Raw genomic sequence first — 21351 nt, forward strand, 5'->3', positions numbered from 1 at the left:
GCCTCCGCTGATGTTTGGCATTCTCGATAGATATATAGGCCGGGTCATCTTCATGTCGATCCTGCTGTGTGAACTGACCCTGGTCGGGCTGGCGGCGCTCATCAAGTATGTGGAGCAGCTCAAGGCGGTGGGGGAAGGCAATTACGACATGCTCAACGCCCTCTATTTCGTGCTGCTCTCCATGCCCAAAGAGGCGGTGCTGTTCTTCCCGCTCGCCGCGTTGCTCGGTGGACTCATCGGTCTCGGCCAGTTGGCGACCAGCTCCGAGCTGGTGGTGATGCAGGCGGCGGGCCGCTCCAAGATCAGCATCGTCATGGCGGCGCTGAAGACGGCGATCCCGCTGATGTTGCTGGTGGGACTGATGGGGGAGTACGTGGCGCCCATTGCCAAGCGCATGGCCGATGACATCAAGGCGGGCGCCATGTCGGAAGGACGGCTGACCGTCTCGGCCTACGGTGTCTGGGCCCGGGATGGCAATAACTTCGTCAACATCAACGGGGTGCGCAACGACGGCGCCCTCACCGGGATCACCCTCTACCGGTTCACACCGTCCCGAGCCTTGATCGATGTGGTCCAGGCGCAGGAAGGGGTGTTCGAGCAGCATCACTGGTTGCTCAAACAGGTGCACATCACCCGTTTCGACGATCCCAAGCAGATCCTGGATGAACAGCATGCCCAGCTGGAGTGGCAATCTGAGCTGACGCCCAAGCAGCTTGGGGTGGTCAGCATCGATCCCGAGAACCTGCCCATCTCGGGCCTGCGGGACTACATCGGCTATCTGGATGCCAACAAGCAGGATGCCGGTCGCTACAAGCTGGAGATGTGGCGCAAGCTGCTGTCGCCGCTCTCTGTGGTGGCCATGATACTGCTGGCCTCCTCCTTCATCTTCGGTCCGCTGCGCTCGGTGAGCATGGGGGCCCGCATGCTGATGGGGATCATGACCGGCTTTGCGGTCTATGTGAGCGATCGGGTGTTCGGCCCGGTCAGCCTGGTGTATGCGGTGCCACCGATTCTGGCGGCCATCGCGCCCAGCCTGCTGTTTGGCGGTATTTCCTTCTATATCCTGAGCCGCAAGCAGTAGTGATTTGATGCCCGGGAATGCGGTGGCGCCATCTTATGTTGGCGGCCATCGCGCCCAGCCTGCTGTTTGGCGGTATTTCCTTCTATATCCTGAGCCGCAAGCAGTAGTGATTTGATGCCCGGGAATGCGGTGGCGCCATCTTATGCTGGCGGCCATCGCGCCCAGCCTGCTGTTTGGCGGTATTTCCTTCTATATCCTGAGCCGTAAGCAGTCGTTGTTTGATGCCCGGGAATGCGGTGGCGCCATCTTATGCTGGCGGCCATCGCGCCCAGCCTGCTGTTTGGCGGCATCTCCTTCTATATTCTGAGCCGAAACAGTAGCCGGATATCGAAACAAAAAAAGGGCACCCTGAGGTGCCCTTCTGTTTTTCCGGCGGCTTGGATTATTTGCTCAACTGCTCCAGATTTTCCTGCTTGCCGAGCACCACGACCTCGCATTCGGCCCAGATGTCCTGAAAGGCGCGGGGCCGCTCGCGGTTGAACACGCACAGCAGGTTGCCGAGGCCGAAGGCGGCGGTGGCGAGCCGGATCAGGGCCTGGGTGATGCGAATGTTGCTGCCGTCCGCATTCTGAATGCGCAGGCGCCAGGCGCGCATGCCGATAGTCTGGCCGGCGCGGGTCCAGAACCAGGTGTAGAAACCGCAGATGATGACGGCGAGCCAGGCGCTGTAGAGCGGGCTGGTCAGCAGCCAGGAGGCATCCTTGCCCTCGGGCACGGTCGCCACGCCGGTCGCCAGTAGCAGGTAAGCCACACCCATGCCGATGAAGCCCGCGATGATCAGCAAGGAGGTGACCACCAGGTAGTCATAGAGCAGGGCGCCCAGGCGGCGCAGCAAACCGGCTGACGGATACTGGTGCTGCGGGGGAGGGGTCTGGGGGGAGGAGACAGTCTTGCGCTTGGCCATGGTACTTATTCCATTAATATGATGCGGGCATTCTATGTAACTGGCTTAATATCGGCAAGGCGTTGAATAAATGAGCAAACGGGAGCCGGCGCAAGAAAAACACCTTGCATGCCCAAACGCCATTCGTATAATCCCTCGCAGTTGCCCGGGTGGCGAAATCGGTAGACGCAGCGGATTCAAAATCCGCCGTTGAAAGACGTGTCGGTTCGAGTCCGACCCCGGGCACCATCAACTAATTCAATGACTTAAGGCCATCCGTGAGGGTGGCCTTAAGTTTTTCTGTCCCTCAGTAATCACCAAGTGGCGATGAAGTGGCGACAGTGGTTTGGATGATCGGGGCGGCAGTGTCGCCATTCCCCCTTACAAGTTGGTCATCGTGACCGGACACATTTCATAGAAAACCTGTTTTCCGTGGCGCAGGCTGGCCTGTGCACCCAGGCCGCAGACCCCTTTTCAAAATTTCAGTTCTCGATTCATGCCCGTTTGAGCTTAACGGGCTGAAATATAAAGCCTTCCCGTCTCACCTCAAGCCCTTCGCGATCCTCCCCCGATCATTAAAATTCCCACGGAAAGTACGCCCACCCCAGTACATTCAATGAGTTGCGCTTTCAACCTCGTTATCCAAAGCCGGGCCGAACTGTAAAACCCCGCAATTTCTTTCGATCCTTTCAGATCCTAGCCAAGCCACAGATCCTTGATGTGGCGCGTTCTGGCCCTATGGTTTTGCGGTAATCCACTTTTGCAAAAAATTTTCTTGATGAACCCCGCAGGCGGGAGCGGATGAGCGCGGATTCCGTGGCGCAGACGCCGCCGTGGGCGTTTCCGTGGTGCTCCAGGAGGCTGTGAGCGGGCGTAGGCTTCACGTATGATGCAGCGCTGCCCGACGGCGCCCATTCATGCGGCACCTTTCCCTGGCCATGCTCAGGCGCTGTCAGGCAGATAGAAGAAGGCCCCACTGTGTGGGGCCTTCTTCGTTTGGTGGGTTACTCGATGATGGGGGAGAGGGTACTGGCCAGTTGCCCGGCCTGCTCGCTCTGGCCGATGAATGTATCGGCACTGGTTGGCGGTGGGCCGCCGTGGTTATGGCTGGCGGCGGTGGCGGCCAGTTGCTGCACCACGTCCATCAGCTGGTTGAGCAGGCGGAAGATGTTCACCCCATCGCTACCCATCCAAGACTTGGGTGACTCGAAGTGCTGCAGCTCGCCGGCAAGTGCCCGACGAACCAGGGCGATATCTTCATCCAGGTTGCCGCCTGCTGTCTGGCTCATGTTACCGGCGCTGCCCAGGATCATGTCTTCGGCGGTCAGCAGCTCGATATCCCCGAGTGCCTCGATGCACTTCATGCCCCCGATCTCTTCCACGCTACTGGCCAAGACGCTCATCCGGTGCTGACCGAACTCGCCCAGGTACTCGTCCGCCTCGCGGATCATCTGCATGGCCTTGTCGTGCTGGCGGCGGTCAGTATGGCGTGACTGGTTGCCCACGGTATCGGTACGGCTGAACACCTCGGCCCGTTGCTGCTGTAGCTGCTCGCCCGGGGCGATGTCCGGCAGAGGCCAGCCAGTGCCCAGGATGGTGCGAATGAACGGCCGGTCTGCCCGACCAAAGGCAAACCCCAGCTCGACGATGGTTCCCTCGATGGGGAACTGCAGCAGCCCCTGCTCTGGCCCGCCGAACATCACCGGCAGCGGTACCGCCCGATAGAGCGGGGTGCCCTGGTCAGGCTGGCCATCCTCGCCGAGCAACTGCACATCCACCGCATAGCGCGGGCGGAACGGGTCATTGAGCTGGCCGGCGCTGGCCTGGTCGCTGATGGCCTCGACCCGCCCGAATTTGGGCAGGTGCATCTTGTCGGCCAGCTCGGGGAATTCCCCCTCCATCTTGCGCCGCTCTGGCGATTTCACCGGTTTACCTGGTGTGGCCGTGGTCAGGGTCATTTCGTCACCCTTGAGCCGTACCCGTTCCACCCGCTTGCCGTTGACGATGGCCCCCGGGCGCATGGCCGGGATCGGGGCCAGGGTGATGGTGTTGCCCGCTTGGCGTGCCGAGAAGGCCGGATCCACCTCCACCGCCTTATCTGCCCATCGGCTATGGGCATGACTGCCCACAAAGATGGCGCCATCTGGTTGTTGATGCCAGATGAAGTCAGGTACCGAGAAGGCGCGGCCCGCATTATCGAGCAGCTGATAGCCGGTGCCGGCGCTGGTGAAGTTGGGGATCGGGGTGTCGGTGTAGTCTGCCCCGTCCGGCAGCAAGAAGGTGAGTTGGGTCTGGTCGGTCAGCCAGGCCAGCAGGCTGCGCAGGGTGGCATGCTGGATACTGACCGGGAACTTGCTGCCCAGGATCCCGGCCAGCTCACGGCATAGCAGCTTGCTGGCACCGTTGGCGGCGGGTTGTACGTCATAGACATAACCGGTGAACCAGCGGCGCAGTTCCCCGTTGTAGCCGGTATCCAGAGTCAGGGTCTGCCCTTTGGTTGCCGTCCCTTCGATGGTCAGGGAGGCACGGCCACCGGCAGAGATGTCGAGCACGATATCATGGTCAACCAGGTGGGCTGGTTTACCCCCCAAAGTCAGATTGGTCGATAGTTTCACGCCATTACGTCTCCCAGCTTGTCATCCAGCCCCTTCATCACCTTCTCCCAGGAACTGAGCTGCTCCTGCTCAGACGCTGCCGCGCTGCTGTCTGTTTTCGCCGGCGTGGCATTGGCGGTGCCTTGCCCCACTGTGGCAGCAGCCTTGGGGAGGCGCTGCTCGCGTTTCTCCGGTACCGAGTTGTGCTCGCGCAGGGTGAATTGCACCTGCCACGCCAGGAGCCCCTCCTGTTCGCTGGCGGTGATACGCCCTGCGAACTTTGCCTGGCGCACTTTCACCGACTTGGCTAGCAGCGACCCGACCCGGTAGATATGGCGCTTCCCGCCGTCACCCTTGGCATCTGCCAGCTCGAACAGGCGGCTCAGGGTCTGCTCATCGTTGAACGGCACCAGGCCGGAGACATCGAGTTCCTTGGCCTTCTCGCCCTGCTCGGCGCTGCTGGTTGAGCTGGTCTGGCCGCTCTGGTCCTTGTCCTGAAACTGCATCGAGGCGGAGATCCGCATCGACTTCATCACGATGGGCTCACCGTCCAGTGTGAGCATGGCGGTTCGGCTCATTGGGTTAACTCCTGCCAGAAGGTGAGCGGGGAAGGGGAGAGCAGAAGGGCGCCGACGGTCATGCTGTGGCTATGGTCAGGATGGGCACTCTCGAGCAGTTGGGCGGCCAGGCTGGCGGGTTCGCCATACCCGTGCCAGCTCCACAGCATTCCGGCAAGGCTTGGCTTGTTGGCCAGTGCCTCATCCAGTTCGGCAACCCGGGCAGCGCGCTTGGTGGCCAGCGCGGCCAGTTTGGCTTTGGTGGTCGTCGGTGCCGGCGAGTTGTTCCCACTGCCCTGCAGAGCATCTCTGGCAGCAGTCAGCATCAGTTGGCGGCGCAGCGGATCCCATATCAACGGCTCTTCTGCCTTCCAGCGCGGCACCATGGCCGCAGTGGGCTGAGCCATGATGTCGTTGTTGGCGGTGAGGCGGCGTAGGGTCGCGCACCACTCCGGTAGCGGCAGGATTGCGCAGACTGGGGCCAGAGCAGCGGCCAGTTCGGTCTCGCTGCTGCCTGTGACCAACCAAGTCACCGCATGGAGCTGCCCAGCAGGCAGCAGGGGATCTGCGCCATCCTGCAGCTTGGCCGCCATTGCTTTGATGGCGTTGGGGGCGGCAAGGGTGTATTTGCCACCCTGCTCCTGCCCTATACCATGCTGATATGGCGCAACCGTGAGGCAACGGCCCATCAACAAGCCTCCACTCCATGCATCAGGATTCAGCATTTGTACTTGGCGACCCAATAGACAGCGATGCAAGCGAGCACTGGCACCAGCCAATCCAACAGGCTTGCCAGATCCCAAACTCGCCAGTCAAAGCCACCCCACCATGGCATGTTGGCGCGCTTGTCATGGCCGAACATGGCGATCCAGCGATACTCTGCCTGTGTATGTTCACGGGCGATGAACCAGAGGCAGCCCAGGGCGCCACCGAGGCCCCATATGCTCTGGTTGATACCCAGCATGACTTGTAGTGCAACTGCCATCACTGCGTGCCAAAGTGGCGAGCAATCGATACCTATCCCCATCAGCTAGCCTCCAGCGCTTCGATGCGGGCCAGTAGGCGCAGATAGTTCCTGCGCTGTAGCTTTGCCTCCAGCACCAACGCCTCTTCGTAGACCAAGCTAAATCTGTCTCCAGCCTCTCGACCCATTTCAATTATTTCTCCGGTCTCCCTATCGATAACAGCAGGTATTTCATCCCAAACGTTGTAACAGACGATCCCATACTTAAAGGCGTCTAAATCGTGACGTTCAAATGCTTCGATAACCCGCTGAGCAATGGCTCCCACATGCCAGCGTGCAACGCTCTCACCTTTTTTCGCAACTCGATCGAGATACTGGTATTCGACATATTCCACCTCAGCCCAGGCATCCAACATCTCGTCTGTAATTGGCTTTGGAACTGTTTTGCACCGCTCATCAGAGGTGACTGAGAATGCAGTCTGGATAAAGCCCCCTGCGAACGGGAGCGAGTTTGAGCCAAGATATCTGGTATTGGCCACGTCAGGACGCACATCTCCGAAAGCACCAATATGGCCAGTACCTTTGGGGACTAGACGAAGAGCAATATCCGCTGCAGTGCCTTTTGCAGAAACTGACGTATTCGAGGCATTAATGCCTTCGACTGAGACTGTACTTTGTCCGAAAGAGCAACCGACTTGGGAAAATGATGGCGATGCTGAGGAGGCGACTGAAATTGATGCGCCTGTACACCCGATCATCCGCATGTTAGTGCCTTCCATCCTAAATGGAGTGGCAGACCCGACATCGGTACAACCTATGTAAGTAATGCCGTCGTTACCCACTAAGTTACGGAAGCCGTAAATCGTGCAATTAGTCGTTGTCACGCCGGTCACTGTACTGCGATTTGCAGCGCCAACAGCATTGCCATTGTGCGCGACTCCTTGATGCACATCGTCCACTGTACCTTTTGCAATGTGGACGTCGTCAGAGCCGCACTCAATCCCAACGAGAGAAGCAGCTGCGATGCCTGGCTTGGTGTAAATAGTGAAACCGTCTAACGTCGATTTTGCTGCCGCTTTTATATAAGGGTCTGTGACCGGTGGTTTTGTACGAAACCGAATGCCTGTATAAGATCTTTCGGGGTTCCCTCCAAAATCCTTGGCAGTAATATTCTTGAGATGCCATACCCCACGCACATCTATTCCCGCCGACCCCTCCACGCGCATCCCTTGGCGTGATGTAACAATGTTTGTGGCAGAGTTACTGTCAGGGGGAAGTGATGCATCACCACGGGCTTTCAAATCAAGGCCATCGGCACCAGTGAAGTCGGTGCGTATGCGTTCCAGATGCACATTAGTTGGGTTTCCATTACCGAAGCTGACACCGTAGGAACCCACGTTGTGCACATAAACATCGGATATAGTTGTGTTAGTGCAGGCTGTATCAACGCCACCCTGAGTACCGAACTGCACAATCCCGTGTCCAGCCCCTTGGTTGCCAGTAAAGCCCCCTTGCAACTCGAAACCAGACAAGTGGTTATTATTAGGCGCAATCAAGGCAATGATACTGATGGTGGCATCATCGCAAATTAGTTTGGTGTGTCCTTTCACGCAAATCAGCGACACCCCTTTTCTTAAGACTATGCCGCAGGTTGATGCTGGGATCGCCACGCCAAAATTGTCGAAAGTCTCATTCAGACTACTGGCAGCTATCTTGTATACCTTTGGGCCAAGATAGACAACACCACCACCAGATGCATAAACAAAATCTATCGCCAGCTGGATAGGTAAAGTGTTGAATTGACTACCTCCGCCTTTGGCACCGAACATCTCTGCAGTGACATTGGTGCCAAGCAAGCTGCCGACTGATACAGCATGCTCCTCGTAACCCGGCAGGCTAAAACTCATTAAGTTAGAACCGCCAGGACTACTCAGGTCACGCCGTAATCCTTTCTCTGTTTCCATGACCCAGCTGGCGCTTTGTGCCGGTTTTTCGTTTGAACCTACATTCCTTGGCAAGTACCCGGCCCATGAAAAAACCTGTGATGTATCACGGTCTAACATCACCTGCTTTTCTGTTGTGATAGTTACCGAAGTTCCAAACTCGCCAATGAGATCGTAACCGGCTTCAGCCATCGATCGCTTCCAGAGGACGAAGGTGTCGGGGATGGCTCCCGAACCGCCGCTGCCACCTTGCCCACGGCCATCAATGACAGTGCTGTCAGCTTGCACGGTACCCAGCTTGGCCACGTAGTGCTGATAGCCGTTGCCATCCACGTGGTCGGTCAGATCTGCCACGCTGGTGATGATGGTGACGTGGTTCTGATGCTCAGAGAGCAGTGAACCAGACCGGTGCACATCTACCCAGACGCCGATCGGCTTGGTGCCCGGGTAAATGACCTGTGGCTGTTTCAGCTCGATGCGCAGGCCGCCGACGATGGCCACGCCCTGGGTAACCTGATGGCCGCCATCCTGCTGCACGACCTTGAAACCATCACCAATGAAGGTGTGATGGCCATAGAGCTGGCTGGCCAGCTGGCGCAGATCTTCATCCTGCCCGCGCAGGCGGGCGGCATAGTCAATCTGCCAAGTGCCGGCATCCACGTTGGTGAGGGTCGCCTCGGCTGCCTGGTCGTAACCCATCAGCATGGACTTGACCAGGGAGTTACCGGTCTGGCCGGTGGTCTGGTCGGTCTTTAGCTTGGTCTCGCGCCCCTTGTAGACAATCATCCCGATCACGCCGTTCGCCTTGTTGCGCAAGTACATGGCGTTGAACGAGAAGTCGCCGACCGTGGTATCCATCACAATGGTGTAGGCCACCGCGTTGTTGTTGATGCGGCCGCGCTGGTCCACGTTCTGGCGATGCATGATCTGACTCTCCGGCGGCAGGCCGGTGTCCGGGTCGATGGGGGCTGTGATATCCAGATTGGGGATATCCGCCAGCACGAATTCATCCAGCACGACCGGTTGCTCTGCGGCCAGGCTTGACTGCCAATATTGTTCGAATGCGTTGGTAATGACCTGGCTCATCAGGACTCCTTGCGGGGGAGAGACGCCCCGTAAACGTGTTGAATGAAATGGATTTGACCGGCGCGCAAGTACCCCTTGCAGGCTGGTTTATTGATGGTTGCGACAAATACCTGGTGGCCCATGTCGATACGGCCAGCATGCAGGTAGCCCACGGCGGGATAGAGCACCTGGAAGCGGTATCGCCGACAGGTGCGGCCGTAGTGCTGGATCAAGGTCTCCATCAATTGCTGATTGGCGGCCAAGTCGCTGTCGGCCACCTCGATGGTGATGACGTCCCAAGGTGTGCCTTCTTGTCGTTCATGAAGCTCACACCAGCCGATTCCCAGGCGCTCAAAGATGCGCTTGAACCCCGCCACCTCGCCCGAATCCTGGGCGTTGATGAAGGCGAACTTCACCCGCTTGCGGAACAGGGTGAGCGGCTCCCCCTTGAAGCGGGTGATGTCCCGCTCCCAGGCGATCAGCGCCAGCATGGCCTCCGAGCAGGTCATCGGGTCTTGCTGGGTCAGCGGTTGCAACAGCCAGCCGCGCAGGCGGCGCCAGAACGCCATGATCCCCTTGGCCAGGAAGGCTGGCTCTTGCACTCCCTCGGCAATGGTCTTGCCGTCTTCCCACCAGGGGGCCGTGCTGTCTGGCAGCTGCGGGGCCTTGTCCTGGTGGTTGAGCTCGGTGGTCTTAGTCATGGAGGAACACCTCCAGCTCACTCAGGCGCGGGATGGCGAGGCCAGAGACGATATCCAGCTCAGTGAAGTGCAGGCTCTTTATTTCTGTGAATGCCTGATGAAGCTCGCGGCCAAGCTGGCTCAGTGAAAAGCGGGACTGCGGCCACGCCCGGGTCACTGACGGATAGTCAGCTGACTGGCGAAAGGCCGCCTTCACCATCAGCTCTACCTCACGTTTGAGTGTCAGCCGCTGTTCGGCGGTCATGTTCTCGGCCGGCCACAGCTCCAGGTGCAGTGAGTGCTCGGTTTCTGGCATGGCCATCACCTGCAGGTCATCGCCATGGCCATGGTTCCCCTGGGTGCTCACGTAGTCGTTGAGCTTGTCGATCAAGCTGGCCGGCGTGGTGCCCACCTCCAGCAGGATGAAGGCATTGGCGGTACCCGGGCCCCGCGGTGCGTCATGCTCGAAGAAGATGTGATCGGCACGGATCCCCGCCACGCTGGCGAGCATGGAGCGGTAAATCGCGTCGATGTGGTAGCGCCCTACCGCTGAGAACTGGTTCTGAATGCGCAGCCCCAGAGCATCGTTGCTCTCGGCATCGGCCCCCTGTGTGGTGACCCAATCGCGGTCGGCGTTACGCGCTGACAGGATGCCGGTCACCGGTTTACTCAGCAGGTTGTAATAACCGGGGGCCAGATTCCAGGCGCTGCCGGCGAACTCAGCCTCACAGACCACCTTGGCTACGGCCTCACCGGCAGGGCTCACCATCTCCTGCAGGGGGCGCAGGCGATAGATGGTGCCGTTGATGCGCTCAGTGGTGATCCAGACATCGGCCGGGATAGTGACGGCCTCTGCCGGATTGACCTTGGTGAAGTTGACCAGGCCCCGGGTTTTCTGGGCGGCCTTGCGGGTGAGATCCACATCCCAGGCCTTGAGGTCGAGATAGGTATCGTTGGCGGTTGCGGCAAAGCTGGCTGGCAGCACATGGCCTGCCAGCAGGGTGCGGATCAGCCAGAGCGCCGGGGTGATGACCACGCCGCGCACCAGGCGCCAGAACGGGGACACATCGCTGTCGTTGGTGATGAGTGAGCCGGCGGCCTCCACCTCTTTCTTGAGCTCGGCCTCCATGGCCGCCTCGGTTGTCGGCACCCCGCTTTTTGCCAACAGGGCCATAAAATCCACAGTGGGGCGCAGGTTCATAGGGTTACCTCCAGATCGCCGAATTCATAGGTACGGGCCGTGACCATGATGCGTTCCGGCGATTCTTCGCTGATCAGGATGGTGCCCGGGATCAGGCGCACATCGTTCTCGACCAGCAGTTCGATCTCGGTCATCACATCCGCCCGCAGGGTGGGGCTGCGTTCGCCGATGAGCTTGCGGGCCAGCCCCGACTCCATGATCCGGTGCTTGATGTCCTGGCCGATGCTGTGTCGGTCCTGGGTCAGGCGTGGCTGGCCGCCGGCGTCGAGTTGCCAGGCGCCATCCACCACCAGGATGTCGATGTACTTGGGATCGGTCATGGGGTGGTCATCCACAGTTCTTGCTCCATCTCCCCCGGTGACACCTGGTTCTGGAAGTGGTTGTGCACCTCGCCGATATGCATGGCCTTGGTCGGCTTCTGGTTCGCCGTGGTCGCTGCCGCGTTGGCTTGGATCAGCTGCTGGCCAATGCCACCGGAGGGGATGTTGCTTTGACCGCCCTGGCGATAGCGGGCCAGCGGTGCGTTGATGTTCTCGGGGTTCGGCAAGTTGAGGTCAGGCATGGCGCCCGCCTCAATGTTGACGCCCGGGATCATGTTGAGCTTGTCGATGAGCCAGTCGATAGACTTGCCGAGTAGTTGGAACACGCCCCAGTCTGAGAAGGTTTTTTTCAGGTCATCCCAGTAGTAGATGACCGCTGCAACAGCCCCTATCAGCAGCACGATGCCAGCCACGATCAGCCCGATGGGGTTGGCATACATGGCGATGTTGACGGCCAGCAGGATGGCACGAAAGGCAACCAGCCCCGCTTTGAGCAGGTTGAGCGGCGCCATGATGACGGTCCAGGCGATGCCCATCCCCAGGGTCGCCAGCTTGGCCAGCCCCGCGACCAGCATCCAGGCGCCGGTGACCATGCTCAGGCCTACGATGGCGAGCATGGCATAGCTGATCACCTTGGTCAGGTTCGGGAAAAGGTGAGTCCACCGCAGCACATCATTGGCGCCATCGGCAAAGAGACCGACCACCGCATTGATGGCTGGTAGCACCACGCCAAAGGCGGCGGCACGGATGGCGAACCATCCTTGCGTCACCCGTTCCCACTGATCGGTCATTGACGCGGCCATCTGTTCGGCCTTGCCCATGCCGTGGGTGTTGGCCAGCGCGTTGATGTTGGTGGCCAGGCCCTTGGTGTTGGTCATGAGCAGCTTGATCATGGCGACCGCCTCATCCGAGCCGAACGCCTTCTTGAGCTCATCCCCCTCGGCCACGCTCATGGTCTCGCCGTAACGCATCTTGAGCTTGTCCAGGATGGTGAGCACCGGCAGCATGTTGCCTGCCGAGTCGGTGAACTGCATGCCGAGCGCCTTCTGAGCGCCACCGACACCAGCCAGGAAGGACTTGAACTTGGTACCGGCCTCGCCGCCGCTCATGGTGGCCTGCAACTGGCCCAGCACGGCGAACTGCTCATCCATCGACACCCCGGCCGCCGTGGCGTTGGCACCGATCGCGCCGAACGCATCGGCCATGCCCTGGCCGGTGGTCTTGAACAGTTGGACCGCCAGCGCCGTTTTGCCGGCGACATCTTCCACCCAGTTGGCCTTGCCCATCTGCTTGGCCTGCTGCTCGAAGATGCCGTACATGGTGCCCATGTAGTTGGTGATGGTGGCGGTGTCGGCTTTGGTGGCCTTGGCCAAGGTAGTGGAGGCGCGAGTGAAGGCTGGCAGCTCGTTCCCCTCCAGCCCTGCGATCGCGGACTGGATGTCGTAGGAGGAGCGCACGATCTCGGTGGCCGAGTTGCCATACTGCACAGACAACTTGAGCGCTTCGCGGCCGAGCGCCCCGAGCACATCCTTTTGCACATCGAGGGAGGCCACCTCAGCGAGGGCCCTGTCCATCTCGATGGCCGGGCCAAGGGCGCCTTGGATCGCCATGACACCGCCAGCCACGGTGGTGGCCCCCATGGCCATGTTGCTCCAGCCCTGACGGCCCGCCTTGCTGACCTTGTCCATCTGGGCATTGATGCCTGCAAGGGGCTTGGTGACCTGATCCACCAAAGTCACCTGCATCATCAATTTTTCCATCCAGTTCATAGGCCGTTATCCGTTCAATGCTTTGGCAATGCCCTCGGCCACGGCGGCGGCGTTGGACTCTTGGTGCTTTTTGTCTAACCAGATGGCGCGGGCCAGGCTGTCGAGGTCGTCATCCTCATGGGGCAGGTAGTAACGGCGCAGCGCCAGCACCTGCTCCAGTTGGTTCCGCTCGATGGCCTCGGCACGCGCCGTCAGTTTTTTACGGTGATGTCCAGATCGGGTGCGAATTCCTTGTTGACGGCACCAGCCAGTTGCAGGGCTGCGCTGGGACGCTTGAGCAGGTCATCGAGCGCCTCTTTGCTCTCCTGGCAGACGATCTTCTTGAGGTAGTTGTGGGCAGGTGCCACCTTGTCGTTGGGCATCATGTCGTTGATGAAGCTGTTGTAGGCCACCATGGTCGGGGCAAACTTCAGCTCTTTGCCTGCGACTTCCAGGGTGATGATCGGTGTGCTCATGGGGTTGTTTCCTCTTGTTCAATCCAGTTGGTCAGGGTGGTGATCTGGGTTTGGCAGCGGCGCAGCGCCGTCTGCAAGGTGGGGATAAACTGCACGGCGTCGCCGTAGGTGCTCCCCGTGAATTCAGGCTCCGGACAGTTGGGCACCAGCCCCGGCGGTGGCAGCCGCTTCACCACCCGGGTCTGCACCACTGTCGTGGGTTGGCTGGAGCAGGCGCAGAGCGCCACCAGGCAAAGGCTCGCGAGCGCAATCCGGGCGGCCCGCCGGCGGAGTGGCCAGGGCTTGTTGCAGTTCATCGGCTGTTTTCCTGTTCTGGTTGTCGAGCTTGGCCAAGGCGGCGTTCTGGTTGTTGAGCAGCAGGCGCAGGCCCTTCGTGATCAACTCCTGTTCCTGGAGCTCGGTGGCCTGCTGGTCGTTGGCCGTCTGCAGATTGGTGATCGTGGTTTGCTGCTCTGTCAGGGTGCGCTGCATGTCCACCGTGCGGCGATGGGTGACATAAAGCGCCAGCACCAGGAGCAGGCCCACGATCCCCAGCACCTTGCTGAGCGTGCTCATGCTTCACCCATCGACAGCTGGGCCGGAGTACCAACAAGCAGATCACCCACCGGCAGCGGCTCATTGAGGGGCCAGCGGTACCCGGTGACACGGGTCAGCGGGAATTCGCGGATATTCACTTCATCTCCCTGGTTGCCTCCCAGCACCAGCAGGTTGCCGGATGTGGACTTGCCGACCACGAACCCCACATGACCGCCACCGTCGCGGGTGAACACCACCACACAGCCCTGTACGGGGCGGTCCAGCTTCTCACCCCAGCTCAGATAGCTTTTGGCACTCTCGAAGCGGGTAGACTGGATGCCGACCCGCTCCAGGCAAGCGCCGACAAAAGCGGCACACCATGGGGTTTCATCATCACGGATGCCTCCCCGCTTGATCGCCTTCCACATGTCGAGAATGGCCTGGGCATGTTTTGGCCCCTTAATCTCTTTCAGGCCCAAGTGCTTTCGAGCCTCGTCAAGCCAGCGCAGAGCCATATCAGCCCTCCTTCTTGTTGAAAATCAGGGCAGCCCGGTCGCGGATGATGTCGATCCCGAGCAGCCCCACCACTCCGCCCAGGAAGGGGGTGGCCTCCTGGGGGATCCCGAGCAGGTGGGTCCCGGTGGCGGCCGCCAGGGTGATAAGGCCGCACAGCAGGGATTCGATCAGCCGGCGGCGACCCCGTCCGCCGGCGTAGGTAATGCGCAGGAAGGCGATGGCGAGTGCCAGCAGGGCCCCATAGACGGCGGGCCAGTTGTCCATCAGCCAGGCCAGCAAGGCGGTGGCTAGGGTCGGGTCTTTATGAGGCATGTTGTTCATGTCCGTGGCTCTGATTAGCGGCCCAGCCTCTCAAGGCGGGTCTTGCAGGGGACGCACAGGCGCACCCCTGGTACATGGCGGCGGCGTTCTTCCGGGATGGGGTCGTCGCACTCTTCGCACAGGTGCCGGCTCTCCCCCTGATAACTGCCTTTGCCCACCTGGCTGGCCAGTTGGGCCGCCAGCATCCTGGCGGCGTGACGGGTGGCGCGGTCGATGTCGTCCAATCTCCCCCCTTAACCCAGCAGGTGGCGGGTGTCTTCCTGGGAGAGGTAAGGCACGCCGTTGATGTGAACGAAGTCGGGGGAGGTGACGAACCCCTTGATTTTGTGAACCCCCTTGCTGCCCCCCTTGGGATCGACGTCGAGCAGGTCAGAGATCTGCAGCTTCACGCCGAAGGCCTCCACCTTCATGGTTTCGTCGCCGGTGTCGGCGTAGAACAACACGTCGTCCGGCGCCATGCCGCGCCAGCTACCGGCCCGTTTGGCTGCATCGCTCAGGAGGGTGAAGTTCTTGGCATCGAGCTCGAACTCCACCTCGGCAGCGACATCCCCATCGACGAAGCCATCCGGTATCCCCCGGGTCTGGGCCACGGCGCTGTTGTCGGTGATGGAGAGACTGGCTTTCTCGACATGGACCATGGTGCCCATCAGGGTGGTGTCGAAGCTCTGGCCTGAAATGCGTCTGGTCATGGGTTAGCCCTCCCCGTTGTTGAGGCTCAAATCGAGCATGATGTTGACGGTGATCCCCTTGGGGCAGTCCACGGTGCGCACTACCACATAGACGGAGACCAGGTTCTTGGCGGTCCACTGGATGCTGATGTCGCCATCCTTGGGGGAGGCGATGTCGCCCGGGAACGGCTGGCCGTTGATGGTGGTGGCCTTGGCCATCTCGCGTAGGTCTTTGCCGAAATACATGATGGCGGCCGCGGTACTGCCCGGAGTGGAGTTGAACGAGCGATCCCCGATGCGGGCGATGGCTCGCAGGCGCATCCGGCGAGCAGTCTTGTAGGCCACACGCAGGTTTTCGATCACCTGGTAGTCGCCGCCCTCGGCATCCAGGGTGCGGCCATCGGCCCAATAGGTGCCGTCATAGTCCGGATACCACATCGGTACCGAGTAGCGGTTTTGTTCCAGGGTTTGCAGGGTGGCGAGCGGCAGCGTGATCCCGGCCTTGTCCACCGGCTTGTTGCCAAGGCCCACCAGGGCACCGGTCTTCACCCGGCAGGGGCTGTCGGCGATGCTCACCGCCCGGTTGCACAGGCGACCTGCATAGACGCCAGCGAGGTTGGGCCACAGTTGCGGCACCAGAGAAACCGAGCTCGCGGCGATACCGTCTTGCAGGGCGGCCAGCGTGGTTTCGTATTCGCTCCAGTCCTGGCCACCCTCACCAGCGGAGACGATGCCCGGTACCGCCAGCAGCATGAACTGCCAGCGCCCCCATTTGGCGATCAGCTCCTGGTTGAGCGCATGGGCGGCATTGATGCCTGCCTGGTCCCACTCCTGACCCAGCACCACGACACCTTCAAACGACTGGGTCTGCTGGGCGGTTCGCACGGCGGCCAGCCAGTCGCCATCTTCCGGTAGCACGTAGGCGGCCGCCGTCCAGTTCTGGCCAGCGTTGTCACGGCTGGCCAGCAGGTTGGTCTTGAGCTCGCTGTCACCCTCACCCAGCAGGGTGTCAAAGTCCGATTGGGTGTTGAGTGAGAGCAGCTTGCCGGTGTTGCTGGCGGCACTGCCGATGAACAACAGGTGGCGCTCGACCTCGGTCACTGGCCCCTGCATCTGGTTCAAGTTGTTGATCTGTACATAAGGCCACATGGCGTTATTTCCCCTTCATGCCTTGCTTGTTGACGTCCCAGCCGTAGTTGATGCTTTGCAGCGCTCGGGCAAAGGCCTGTTCGCGTTGCTTGGTGTTGGCGCCCAGGAACGGGCGGGCTGGTAGCTGGATCTCCCAGCTCTCTTTCACTGGTTCGTCCTTGAGCTTCTTGATAAGCAACCCCGCCTGGGCGTAGTTGAGATTGGCGGTGATCCAACCCAGCGATGCCGAGCGGTATGCCCGCTTGCGCTTTCCAGGACGCTTGAACCCAAGCTCGCGCAGCTTGCGGGCCTGTGCCTTGCTGGCCTGCTTGTTCTTGCCCACATCACTGGGGGCAATGCGGCGCCGGCTGGCGGCCGTCACCTTGTAGGTGTGCCCCTTCTGGTGGGTGTTAGCGATGACCCCTGCGTGGGCGCTCATGGTGCCCTTGGTGAACCCCAGCTCTGCCATGTCCTGGCGAGGCTCGCGGATCTGCAGCAGCTTGGGCAGGCCACGCAACATCTTGCGTTTGCCCCGCTTGCGCGGTGCCCAGGCATTGCCATTGGGGTCTTGCTGCTGGCGCACGTTACGGGTGGCCAGCTTTTTCATCTCGTTGGCGGCACGCCACACCAGCCGCTTGCGCTTCTTGGGGGGCAGGGCCAGCAGGTTGAGCTGGTCTTTGCCTCGGTGCGCGTCGAGCGTGATGGTGATCATGCTGGGCCCCCAATCTGATGCTGTCCTGTATCACCCACGTTCAGGTCGATGTGCTCGGCTACCCAGATGTCATATGGGGCCACGTTCCAGCGCTTGCCGAGCCAGTTGATTAGCCCTTGCGGGTGCTCGATAAGACGCAGCGGTTCAGCGAAGGGGAGCTGGATCTCGAGGTCCGCAGTCTGCTCGTCGTTCGGGGTGACGGCGTACTCTGGATCAGACAGCTCGAACTGCTCGCGAAAGTCGTCGTGTTCCTGCACCCAGGCGGCGACGGCCGCCAGCAGAATGGCCGGATCCAGCTCTCGAAACGGCAGTTGCTCGATGGTGAACACCGCCTGGTAGGTGAGCCAGGCCACATCCACCCCGGTGGGCCCCATGTTCTTTGGTTCGAGCTTGATGGTGCCGTTCTCCATCCAGCTATCCAGGCGCTTATGGCATTTTCCCGGCAGCACCCGCAGCAGCTCGGCGTGGAGCGCATGCAGGAAGTAGCCCTGAGCCTGCTGCTCGTTCATGACTGCGCTCATATCAGCGATACCCCCGCCCGGTGCTTGCCCTTGATGCTGCGCACCAGTTGCTGGCTCTCGGCCAGTAACTGGGCGCGCTGGTCCTGGGATCGCTCCACCTGGTTGTTGGCGGTGGCCCGCTCGGTGACGCTGGCGAACTCGGGTAGCAGCGCGGACTTGGCGCGGGCGAATACGGCGGCCAGGTACTGCTCGGTCAGGGCATTGTTGCCACCTTCCAGGCTGGGCCCTGGTACCTCGGCGGCGGTGGTGTAGCCCTTGCCCTGCAGCGCGGTCTGATGGCTGGCGAGCTGCAGGTTGATTTCAGATACGGCGGCGAGCAGGGCGGCGCCGGTGGTCTGCTGGTCCAGATCGGCAGGCAGGGCGCGGCGGCGTTCGAAGTCGGCGACGGCAACATCAGGCCAGAACCCGTCATTGCGGATGGTGGCGGCGCTATAGTCGATGTCCTTGCCTGCAAACATGTCTGGACCCCTGTTGATACTTGCCAATGTGAACACCACTGCCCCGGTTGCTCAGGTCGCCGATGGCGCGGCGAGAAAAGGTGCACCCCTGTAGCCACGGATCGCAGGATTCGGCGCGAGCCTTGCGGCTGGCCTATCCTCCCCGCCGGGGTGCGACGGCGCGGAGAGTCGGTTACTCCGGATTCAGCGCCCGGAGGCGCATGGCAATCTTCTGGCGCAAGGTGCCGACGCCCACCTTGCCGTGCAGTTTGTCGGCCTGGGCCAGCCAGTGGTCGGCCTGCTCCAGGGTGGCGCTATCCCCCACTGCGCTGGGGCGTGGCTGGCCGTCGTGGTCGCGCAGCAGCAGGCAACCCGCAGCCTTGAACCACTTGGCGGTCAGCCGTTCGTTGAGGCGCCACTCGTTGCGCACCTTGTCGAACACCCGGGAGAACCAGGGCTCGACGGCGTGCCCCTCGGCCGCCTGCTTCTCGGCCCACTCGAGCACGGTGTCTGCCACGAAGTGGGCCCAGTCGCGCTTGATGTTATTCGGGGTGCGTTGGCCCTGGGCGATAGCGAGATCCGCCCAGGCGATGCCGGCGTCGAAGTCGCCCACATCGAAAGCCCAGATGATGAGGCGCTGAAACAGCTCGTTCTGATAGGGCTGGCCCGACTCGCTGACGGCGGCCAGATAGCGCTCCACATAGGGGCGGTACTTGGGCATCAGCTCATCGCGTTTCATGTTCACCCGGTCGCCGATGCGGGCCAGCTTGCGCAAGCGGGCAATGTCCTGTTCCAGGGCAATCAGTTGCAGGTGCAGGCTGTCGGCCACCGCGCCGGTGGCGACGCCTGAGCAGGCGGCCTGCTCGGCCCCCTGCATGGCGAGTACGCGCTGTTTGTGGCGTTGACCGGGTGAGCTCATGGGTTAGCCCTGGGCCGCTTGAGCGGCTGCTTCGGCGGCGAGAACAGCCGGATCAGCGCCGATCTCGATGTCGGCCTCTTCGAATCCGCCGTAGGCCTTGTGCTCGCCGAGGGCATAGCCCTCCATGCGCCAGTACTGGTTATCGAAGCTCTTGCTGTCCTGGTTGTCGTCAGCCTTGCGCTTGCGGGTACCGCGCTGGGTGTAGCAGTGCAGGTTGTCCAGGGTGGTGACCACCATCCGCTTACCCGGGAAGAAGGGCGGGATATAGGCCTTGCGACCGGCGATGGATTTGGCCAACTGCTGAGCGGCGATCTGCTCGCTCGGCTTGGTGGCTTCGCTGTAGAGCTTGGCCTGAGCGGCTGCGACCAGATCGGTGCCGACCAGCACCACCAGACGGGGGTCTTGCTGGAACAGGGGGTCGATGGTGGTGTTGATGAGGTCGGAGGCCATCTCGTCCAGGGTCTTGTACTCGCCCTTGCCGTCCGGGTCGAAGTAGATCTTCTCGCCAGCCGCGGCCTTGATGATCTGGCTACCACCTTTCCACTCGCGGGCGAGCTGGTGCCAGCCCTTGTTGACGTCTTGACCCAGCGGGTTCGCCGTCGGATCGGTGTCATCGGCTGCAGACACGCCATTCCAGCCGACCCGCAGCATGTCGAGAGCAAACGCCGTGTTGACGAACTCGCCGACCAGCTTGATGAACTCGCCCTCGCTACCGGCGTTGGCCCAGGTGCAGAGGGTTGCCCAATCCAGCGAGGCGCAGGAGTCGGTCTCGGTCAGTTCGTAGGTGTTGCCATCCACACCGACTTTGCCCTTGAAGCGACCGCCTTTTTTACGACCGGTGTAGAGCTGACCCACGCCAACCTGCACGACCTGGCCCTTGATCTGATCCACGTCCAGGCAGGTGATGAGGCCAAGGAACTCGACGGAGGCGAGCAGGGCAGAGCGCAGGGTGGTTTCCACCGGGCCAGTGACACTGAACTGCTTGTCCAGTTTGCTGATGTCGATGCCGTAGGCTTTGGCCAGGGCATCGCAGTATTTGTTCAGGCGCTGTTCGGCCTGAACGGTCAGGGTTTGGCTCACTGAATGCTCCTTAGCAAACTTGGTAGGTGGTGTCGTCACCGCCGATGGCGCCCGGGCGCTGGCCCGGCACTTCGGCGGAGAACTTGTCGACCTGGCCTTTCAGCTCGCCGACGGTGCTGGCCAGGCCGTTCAGGGTCTCTTCCAGCTTGCTGAACTGCTCGGCGCTGATGCCGGTCTTCTCTTCTTTCGCCGGGTCGGTCACCTGGGCGGTGGTTTCCGGTTTGGCTTCCAGCTTGGTGCTGAAGCCATCGATCTTGGTGCCAAGGCCATTGAGGGCCCCCAGCATCTGATCGAACTGTTCTTTGGTCATTTCCTCATCCTCGGGTTGGCTGGGGGTAGGTTGGAGGGCTGGCTCGCCGTGGCTGGCCAGGAAGCTGAAAAACTTGGATATCAGGCCGTCTGCCTTCTCGTGCTTGGGCAGTTTGAAGGTGGAGAGATCCAGCGGTTCGCTGGTACCGATCAGGCGAGACTCGCCCTTCTTCTTGAACTTGAGGTGGGTGGTGCCGGTGCTGGCTGGCTGGTCGGTGACGCCCAGGCCGCGCAGATAGGTGCGGCCCAGATCGGCAAACTGCTCTTGTGGTTCGATGGAACAGAACTGGTACTGGCCAACTTGGTTGTAATAAACCAGATCCCGGGTCGGACTCAGGATGGCGAACAGTTTGAGCTTGCCATCTACGACGTCGGTCTTGAGCTCCTGCACATAGCCGAAGTTTGCCCAGCGGTCGTGCTCGGGCCATATCAGTGCTGTGTAGTATTCCGGGTCGTAGGTCTCGGCCATATCAGTCAGCCAAGCAGCGGTGATCTCCCTGCCATCGACGGTGGTACCTTCGGTGGCGATACAGACCCAGCCAGTTCTCAAGGTTGATGTGTTCATGCCTACTCCCAAGTGATGCGGGCTCAGGCTATCGGGTCGGCAAGGGGGTTTCACGCTATGGCGTTCTGCTGGATTCGGATCCATCAGGAAATCCGAATTGCTCCGAACATCAGTGGGATAAGTGGGGGGAAGGGGCTGGCTATGATG

Annotated in this window: 26 protein-coding genes and 1 tRNA gene; 2 read left to right on the forward strand and 25 right to left on the reverse strand. The window is 60.9% G+C overall.

The window, feature by feature from the left end; all coding sequences use genetic code 11:
• Positions 1–10 precede the first annotated feature (10 nt).
• Positions 11–1081, forward strand: coding sequence for an LPS export ABC transporter permease LptG (gene lptG / locus MM194_RS16730; protein WP_033131695.1), 1071 nt, complete (start codon positions 11–13; stop codon positions 1079–1081).
• 382 nt (positions 1082–1463) lie between these two features.
• Here the strand turns inward: lptG and MM194_RS16735 are convergent, their stop codons facing one another.
• Positions 1464–1985 carry an RDD family protein gene (locus MM194_RS16735; protein ID WP_033131694.1) on the reverse strand — a complete coding sequence of 174 codons (522 nt, stop codon included), beginning with the start codon at positions 1983–1985 and terminating at the stop codon, positions 1464–1466.
• A gap of 143 nt (positions 1986–2128) precedes the next feature.
• Here MM194_RS16735 and MM194_RS16740 point away from each other — a divergent pair.
• Positions 2129–2213 (forward strand) — tRNA-Leu (locus MM194_RS16740).
• A gap of 755 nt (positions 2214–2968) precedes the next feature.
• Here MM194_RS16740 and MM194_RS16745 read toward each other — a convergent pair.
• From MM194_RS16745 to MM194_RS16860, 24 genes are all read right to left on the reverse strand, one after another.
• The gene (locus tag MM194_RS16745) at positions 2969–4579 is read right to left on the reverse strand and encodes a hypothetical protein (RefSeq protein WP_241344185.1); all 1611 of its coding nucleotides are present in this window, start codon (positions 4577–4579) and stop codon (positions 2969–2971) included.
• The gene (locus MM194_RS16750; protein ID WP_241344186.1) at positions 4576–5136 is read right to left on the reverse strand and encodes a hypothetical protein; all 561 of its coding nucleotides are present in this window, start codon (positions 5134–5136) and stop codon (positions 4576–4578) included. The genes MM194_RS16745 and MM194_RS16750 overlap by 4 nt, the downstream gene beginning before the upstream one ends.
• Positions 5133–5804, reverse strand: a complete 672-nt coding sequence (locus MM194_RS16755; protein ID WP_241344187.1) for a hypothetical protein — start codon at positions 5802–5804, stop codon at positions 5133–5135. Before MM194_RS16755 ends, MM194_RS16750 begins: the two co-directional genes overlap by 4 nt.
• A gap of 29 nt (positions 5805–5833) precedes the next feature.
• Positions 5834–6100 (reverse strand): hypothetical protein, encoded by a 267-nt coding sequence (locus MM194_RS16760; protein ID WP_241344188.1) that lies wholly within the window; start codon positions 6098–6100, stop codon positions 5834–5836.
• Between the two features lie 41 nt (positions 6101–6141).
• Positions 6142–9108, reverse strand: coding sequence for a phage tail protein (locus tag MM194_RS16765; protein WP_241344189.1), 2967 nt, complete (start codon positions 9106–9108; stop codon positions 6142–6144).
• Complete coding sequence (locus MM194_RS16770) at positions 9108–9788, reverse strand: phage tail protein (protein WP_241344190.1); 681 nt, start codon at positions 9786–9788, stop codon at positions 9108–9110. The genes MM194_RS16765 and MM194_RS16770 overlap by 1 nt, the downstream gene beginning before the upstream one ends.
• Positions 9781–10968 (reverse strand): baseplate J/gp47 family protein, encoded by a 1188-nt coding sequence (locus tag MM194_RS16775; protein ID WP_241344191.1) that lies wholly within the window; start codon positions 10966–10968, stop codon positions 9781–9783. Before MM194_RS16775 ends, MM194_RS16770 begins: the two co-directional genes overlap by 8 nt.
• Entirely contained in the window at positions 10965–11288 is a 324-nt protein-coding gene (locus tag MM194_RS16780; RefSeq protein WP_241344218.1) for a DUF2590 family protein, read from the reverse strand. The genes MM194_RS16775 and MM194_RS16780 overlap by 4 nt, the downstream gene beginning before the upstream one ends.
• A complete protein-coding gene (locus MM194_RS16785; RefSeq protein ID WP_241344192.1) occupies positions 11285–13057 on the reverse strand; it encodes a phage tail tape measure protein in 1773 nt (590 codons plus the stop codon). Before MM194_RS16785 ends, MM194_RS16780 begins: the two co-directional genes overlap by 4 nt.
• A 6-nt stretch (positions 13058–13063) precedes the next feature.
• Complete coding sequence (locus MM194_RS16790; RefSeq protein ID WP_241344193.1) at positions 13064–13207, reverse strand: hypothetical protein; 144 nt, start codon at positions 13205–13207, stop codon at positions 13064–13066.
• Between the two features lie 41 nt (positions 13208–13248).
• A complete protein-coding gene (locus MM194_RS16795) occupies positions 13249–13512 on the reverse strand; it encodes a putative phage tail assembly chaperone (RefSeq protein ID WP_163147975.1) in 264 nt (87 codons plus the stop codon).
• On the reverse strand, positions 13509–13739 hold the full coding sequence (locus MM194_RS16800; protein ID WP_232098106.1) for a hypothetical protein: 231 nt from the start codon (positions 13737–13739) through the stop codon (positions 13509–13511). Before MM194_RS16800 ends, MM194_RS16795 begins: the two co-directional genes overlap by 4 nt.
• The gene (locus MM194_RS16805) at positions 13636–14067 is read right to left on the reverse strand and encodes a hypothetical protein (RefSeq protein ID WP_241344194.1); all 432 of its coding nucleotides are present in this window, start codon (positions 14065–14067) and stop codon (positions 13636–13638) included. Before MM194_RS16805 ends, MM194_RS16800 begins: the two co-directional genes overlap by 104 nt.
• Complete coding sequence (locus MM194_RS16810; protein WP_241344195.1) at positions 14064–14543, reverse strand: TIGR02594 family protein; 480 nt, start codon at positions 14541–14543, stop codon at positions 14064–14066. Before MM194_RS16810 ends, MM194_RS16805 begins: the two co-directional genes overlap by 4 nt.
• Before the next feature lies 1 nt (position 14544).
• Positions 14545–14856 (reverse strand): phage holin, lambda family, encoded by a 312-nt coding sequence (locus MM194_RS16815; protein WP_095593433.1) that lies wholly within the window; start codon positions 14854–14856, stop codon positions 14545–14547.
• Between the two features lie 23 nt (positions 14857–14879).
• Positions 14880–15089: a TraR/DksA family transcriptional regulator gene (locus MM194_RS16820; protein WP_102949114.1), complete on the reverse strand. Its 210-nt coding sequence runs from the start codon at positions 15087–15089 to the stop codon at positions 14880–14882.
• Positions 15090–15098: 9 nt separating this feature from the next.
• Positions 15099–15554, reverse strand: coding sequence for a phage protein (locus tag MM194_RS16825; RefSeq protein ID WP_039040909.1), 456 nt, complete (start codon positions 15552–15554; stop codon positions 15099–15101).
• Positions 15555–15557: 3 nt separating this feature from the next.
• Positions 15558–16682: a DUF2586 domain-containing protein gene (locus MM194_RS16830; protein WP_241344196.1), complete on the reverse strand. Its 1125-nt coding sequence runs from the start codon at positions 16680–16682 to the stop codon at positions 15558–15560.
• Positions 16683–16686: 4 nt separating this feature from the next.
• Positions 16687–17373, reverse strand: a complete 687-nt coding sequence (locus MM194_RS16835) for a phage virion morphogenesis protein (RefSeq protein WP_241344197.1) — start codon at positions 17371–17373, stop codon at positions 16687–16689.
• The gene (locus MM194_RS16840; protein WP_241344198.1) at positions 17370–17894 is read right to left on the reverse strand and encodes a phage tail protein; all 525 of its coding nucleotides are present in this window, start codon (positions 17892–17894) and stop codon (positions 17370–17372) included. Before MM194_RS16840 ends, MM194_RS16835 begins: the two co-directional genes overlap by 4 nt.
• On the reverse strand, positions 17891–18352 hold the full coding sequence (locus MM194_RS16845; RefSeq protein WP_241344199.1) for a head completion/stabilization protein: 462 nt from the start codon (positions 18350–18352) through the stop codon (positions 17891–17893). The genes MM194_RS16840 and MM194_RS16845 overlap by 4 nt, the downstream gene beginning before the upstream one ends.
• A 172-nt stretch (positions 18353–18524) precedes the next feature.
• On the reverse strand, positions 18525–19250 hold the full coding sequence (locus MM194_RS16850) for a terminase endonuclease subunit (RefSeq protein WP_241344200.1): 726 nt from the start codon (positions 19248–19250) through the stop codon (positions 18525–18527).
• Between the two features lie 3 nt (positions 19251–19253).
• Positions 19254–20330, reverse strand: a complete 1077-nt coding sequence (locus tag MM194_RS16855) for a phage major capsid protein, P2 family (protein WP_241344201.1) — start codon at positions 20328–20330, stop codon at positions 19254–19256.
• 10 nt (positions 20331–20340) lie between these two features.
• Positions 20341–21204 carry a GPO family capsid scaffolding protein gene (locus tag MM194_RS16860; RefSeq protein WP_241344202.1) on the reverse strand — a complete coding sequence of 288 codons (864 nt, stop codon included), beginning with the start codon at positions 21202–21204 and terminating at the stop codon, positions 20341–20343.
• Positions 21205–21351: the final 147 nt, after the last annotated feature.

The sequence above is a fragment of the Aeromonas sp. MR16 genome (assembly GCF_022549315.1).
GTDB classification, from domain to species: Bacteria; Pseudomonadota; Gammaproteobacteria; order Enterobacterales; family Aeromonadaceae; genus Aeromonas; species Aeromonas aquatica.

Bases quoted from the DNA above. Each gene is read 5' to 3' on its own strand.
- lptG (WP_033131695.1), top strand. From the start codon at position 11: ATGTTTGGCATTCTCGATAGATATATAGGCCGGGTCATCTTCATGTCG.
- MM194_RS16735 (WP_033131694.1), bottom strand. From the start codon at position 1,985: ATGGCCAAGCGCAAGACTGTCTCCTCCCCCCAGACCCCTCCCCCGCAG.
- MM194_RS16750 (WP_241344186.1), bottom strand. From the start codon at position 5,136: ATGAGCCGAACCGCCATGCTCACACTGGACGGTGAGCCCATCGTGATG.
- MM194_RS16755 (WP_241344187.1), bottom strand. From the start codon at position 5,804: ATGGGCCGTTGCCTCACGGTTGCGCCATATCAGCATGGTATAGGGCAG.
- MM194_RS16760 (WP_241344188.1), bottom strand. From the start codon at position 6,100: ATGGCAGTTGCACTACAAGTCATGCTGGGTATCAACCAGAGCATATGG.
- MM194_RS16765 (WP_241344189.1), bottom strand. From the start codon at position 9,108: ATGAGCCAGGTCATTACCAACGCATTCGAACAATATTGGCAGTCAAGC.
- MM194_RS16770 (WP_241344190.1), bottom strand. From the start codon at position 9,788: ATGACTAAGACCACCGAGCTCAACCACCAGGACAAGGCCCCGCAGCTG.
- MM194_RS16775 (WP_241344191.1), bottom strand. From the start codon at position 10,968: ATGAACCTGCGCCCCACTGTGGATTTTATGGCCCTGTTGGCAAAAAGC.
- MM194_RS16780 (WP_241344218.1), bottom strand. From the start codon at position 11,288: ATGACCGATCCCAAGTACATCGACATCCTGGTGGTGGATGGCGCCTGG.
- MM194_RS16785 (WP_241344192.1), bottom strand. From the start codon at position 13,057: ATGAACTGGATGGAAAAATTGATGATGCAGGTGACTTTGGTGGATCAG.
- MM194_RS16795 (WP_163147975.1), bottom strand. From the start codon at position 13,512: ATGAGCACACCGATCATCACCCTGGAAGTCGCAGGCAAAGAGCTGAAG.
- MM194_RS16805 (WP_241344194.1), bottom strand. From the start codon at position 14,067: ATGAGCACGCTCAGCAAGGTGCTGGGGATCGTGGGCCTGCTCCTGGTG.
- MM194_RS16810 (WP_241344195.1), bottom strand. From the start codon at position 14,543: ATGGCTCTGCGCTGGCTTGACGAGGCTCGAAAGCACTTGGGCCTGAAA.
- MM194_RS16815 (WP_095593433.1), bottom strand. From the start codon at position 14,856: ATGCCTCATAAAGACCCGACCCTAGCCACCGCCTTGCTGGCCTGGCTG.
- MM194_RS16825 (WP_039040909.1), bottom strand. From the start codon at position 15,554: ATGACCAGACGCATTTCAGGCCAGAGCTTCGACACCACCCTGATGGGC.
- MM194_RS16830 (WP_241344196.1), bottom strand. From the start codon at position 16,682: ATGTGGCCTTATGTACAGATCAACAACTTGAACCAGATGCAGGGGCCA.
- MM194_RS16835 (WP_241344197.1), bottom strand. From the start codon at position 17,373: ATGATCACCATCACGCTCGACGCGCACCGAGGCAAAGACCAGCTCAAC.
- MM194_RS16840 (WP_241344198.1), bottom strand. From the start codon at position 17,894: ATGAGCGCAGTCATGAACGAGCAGCAGGCTCAGGGCTACTTCCTGCAT.
- MM194_RS16845 (WP_241344199.1), bottom strand. From the start codon at position 18,352: ATGTTTGCAGGCAAGGACATCGACTATAGCGCCGCCACCATCCGCAAT.
- MM194_RS16850 (WP_241344200.1), bottom strand. From the start codon at position 19,250: ATGAGCTCACCCGGTCAACGCCACAAACAGCGCGTACTCGCCATGCAG.
- MM194_RS16860 (WP_241344202.1), bottom strand. From the start codon at position 21,204: ATGAACACATCAACCTTGAGAACTGGCTGGGTCTGTATCGCCACCGAA.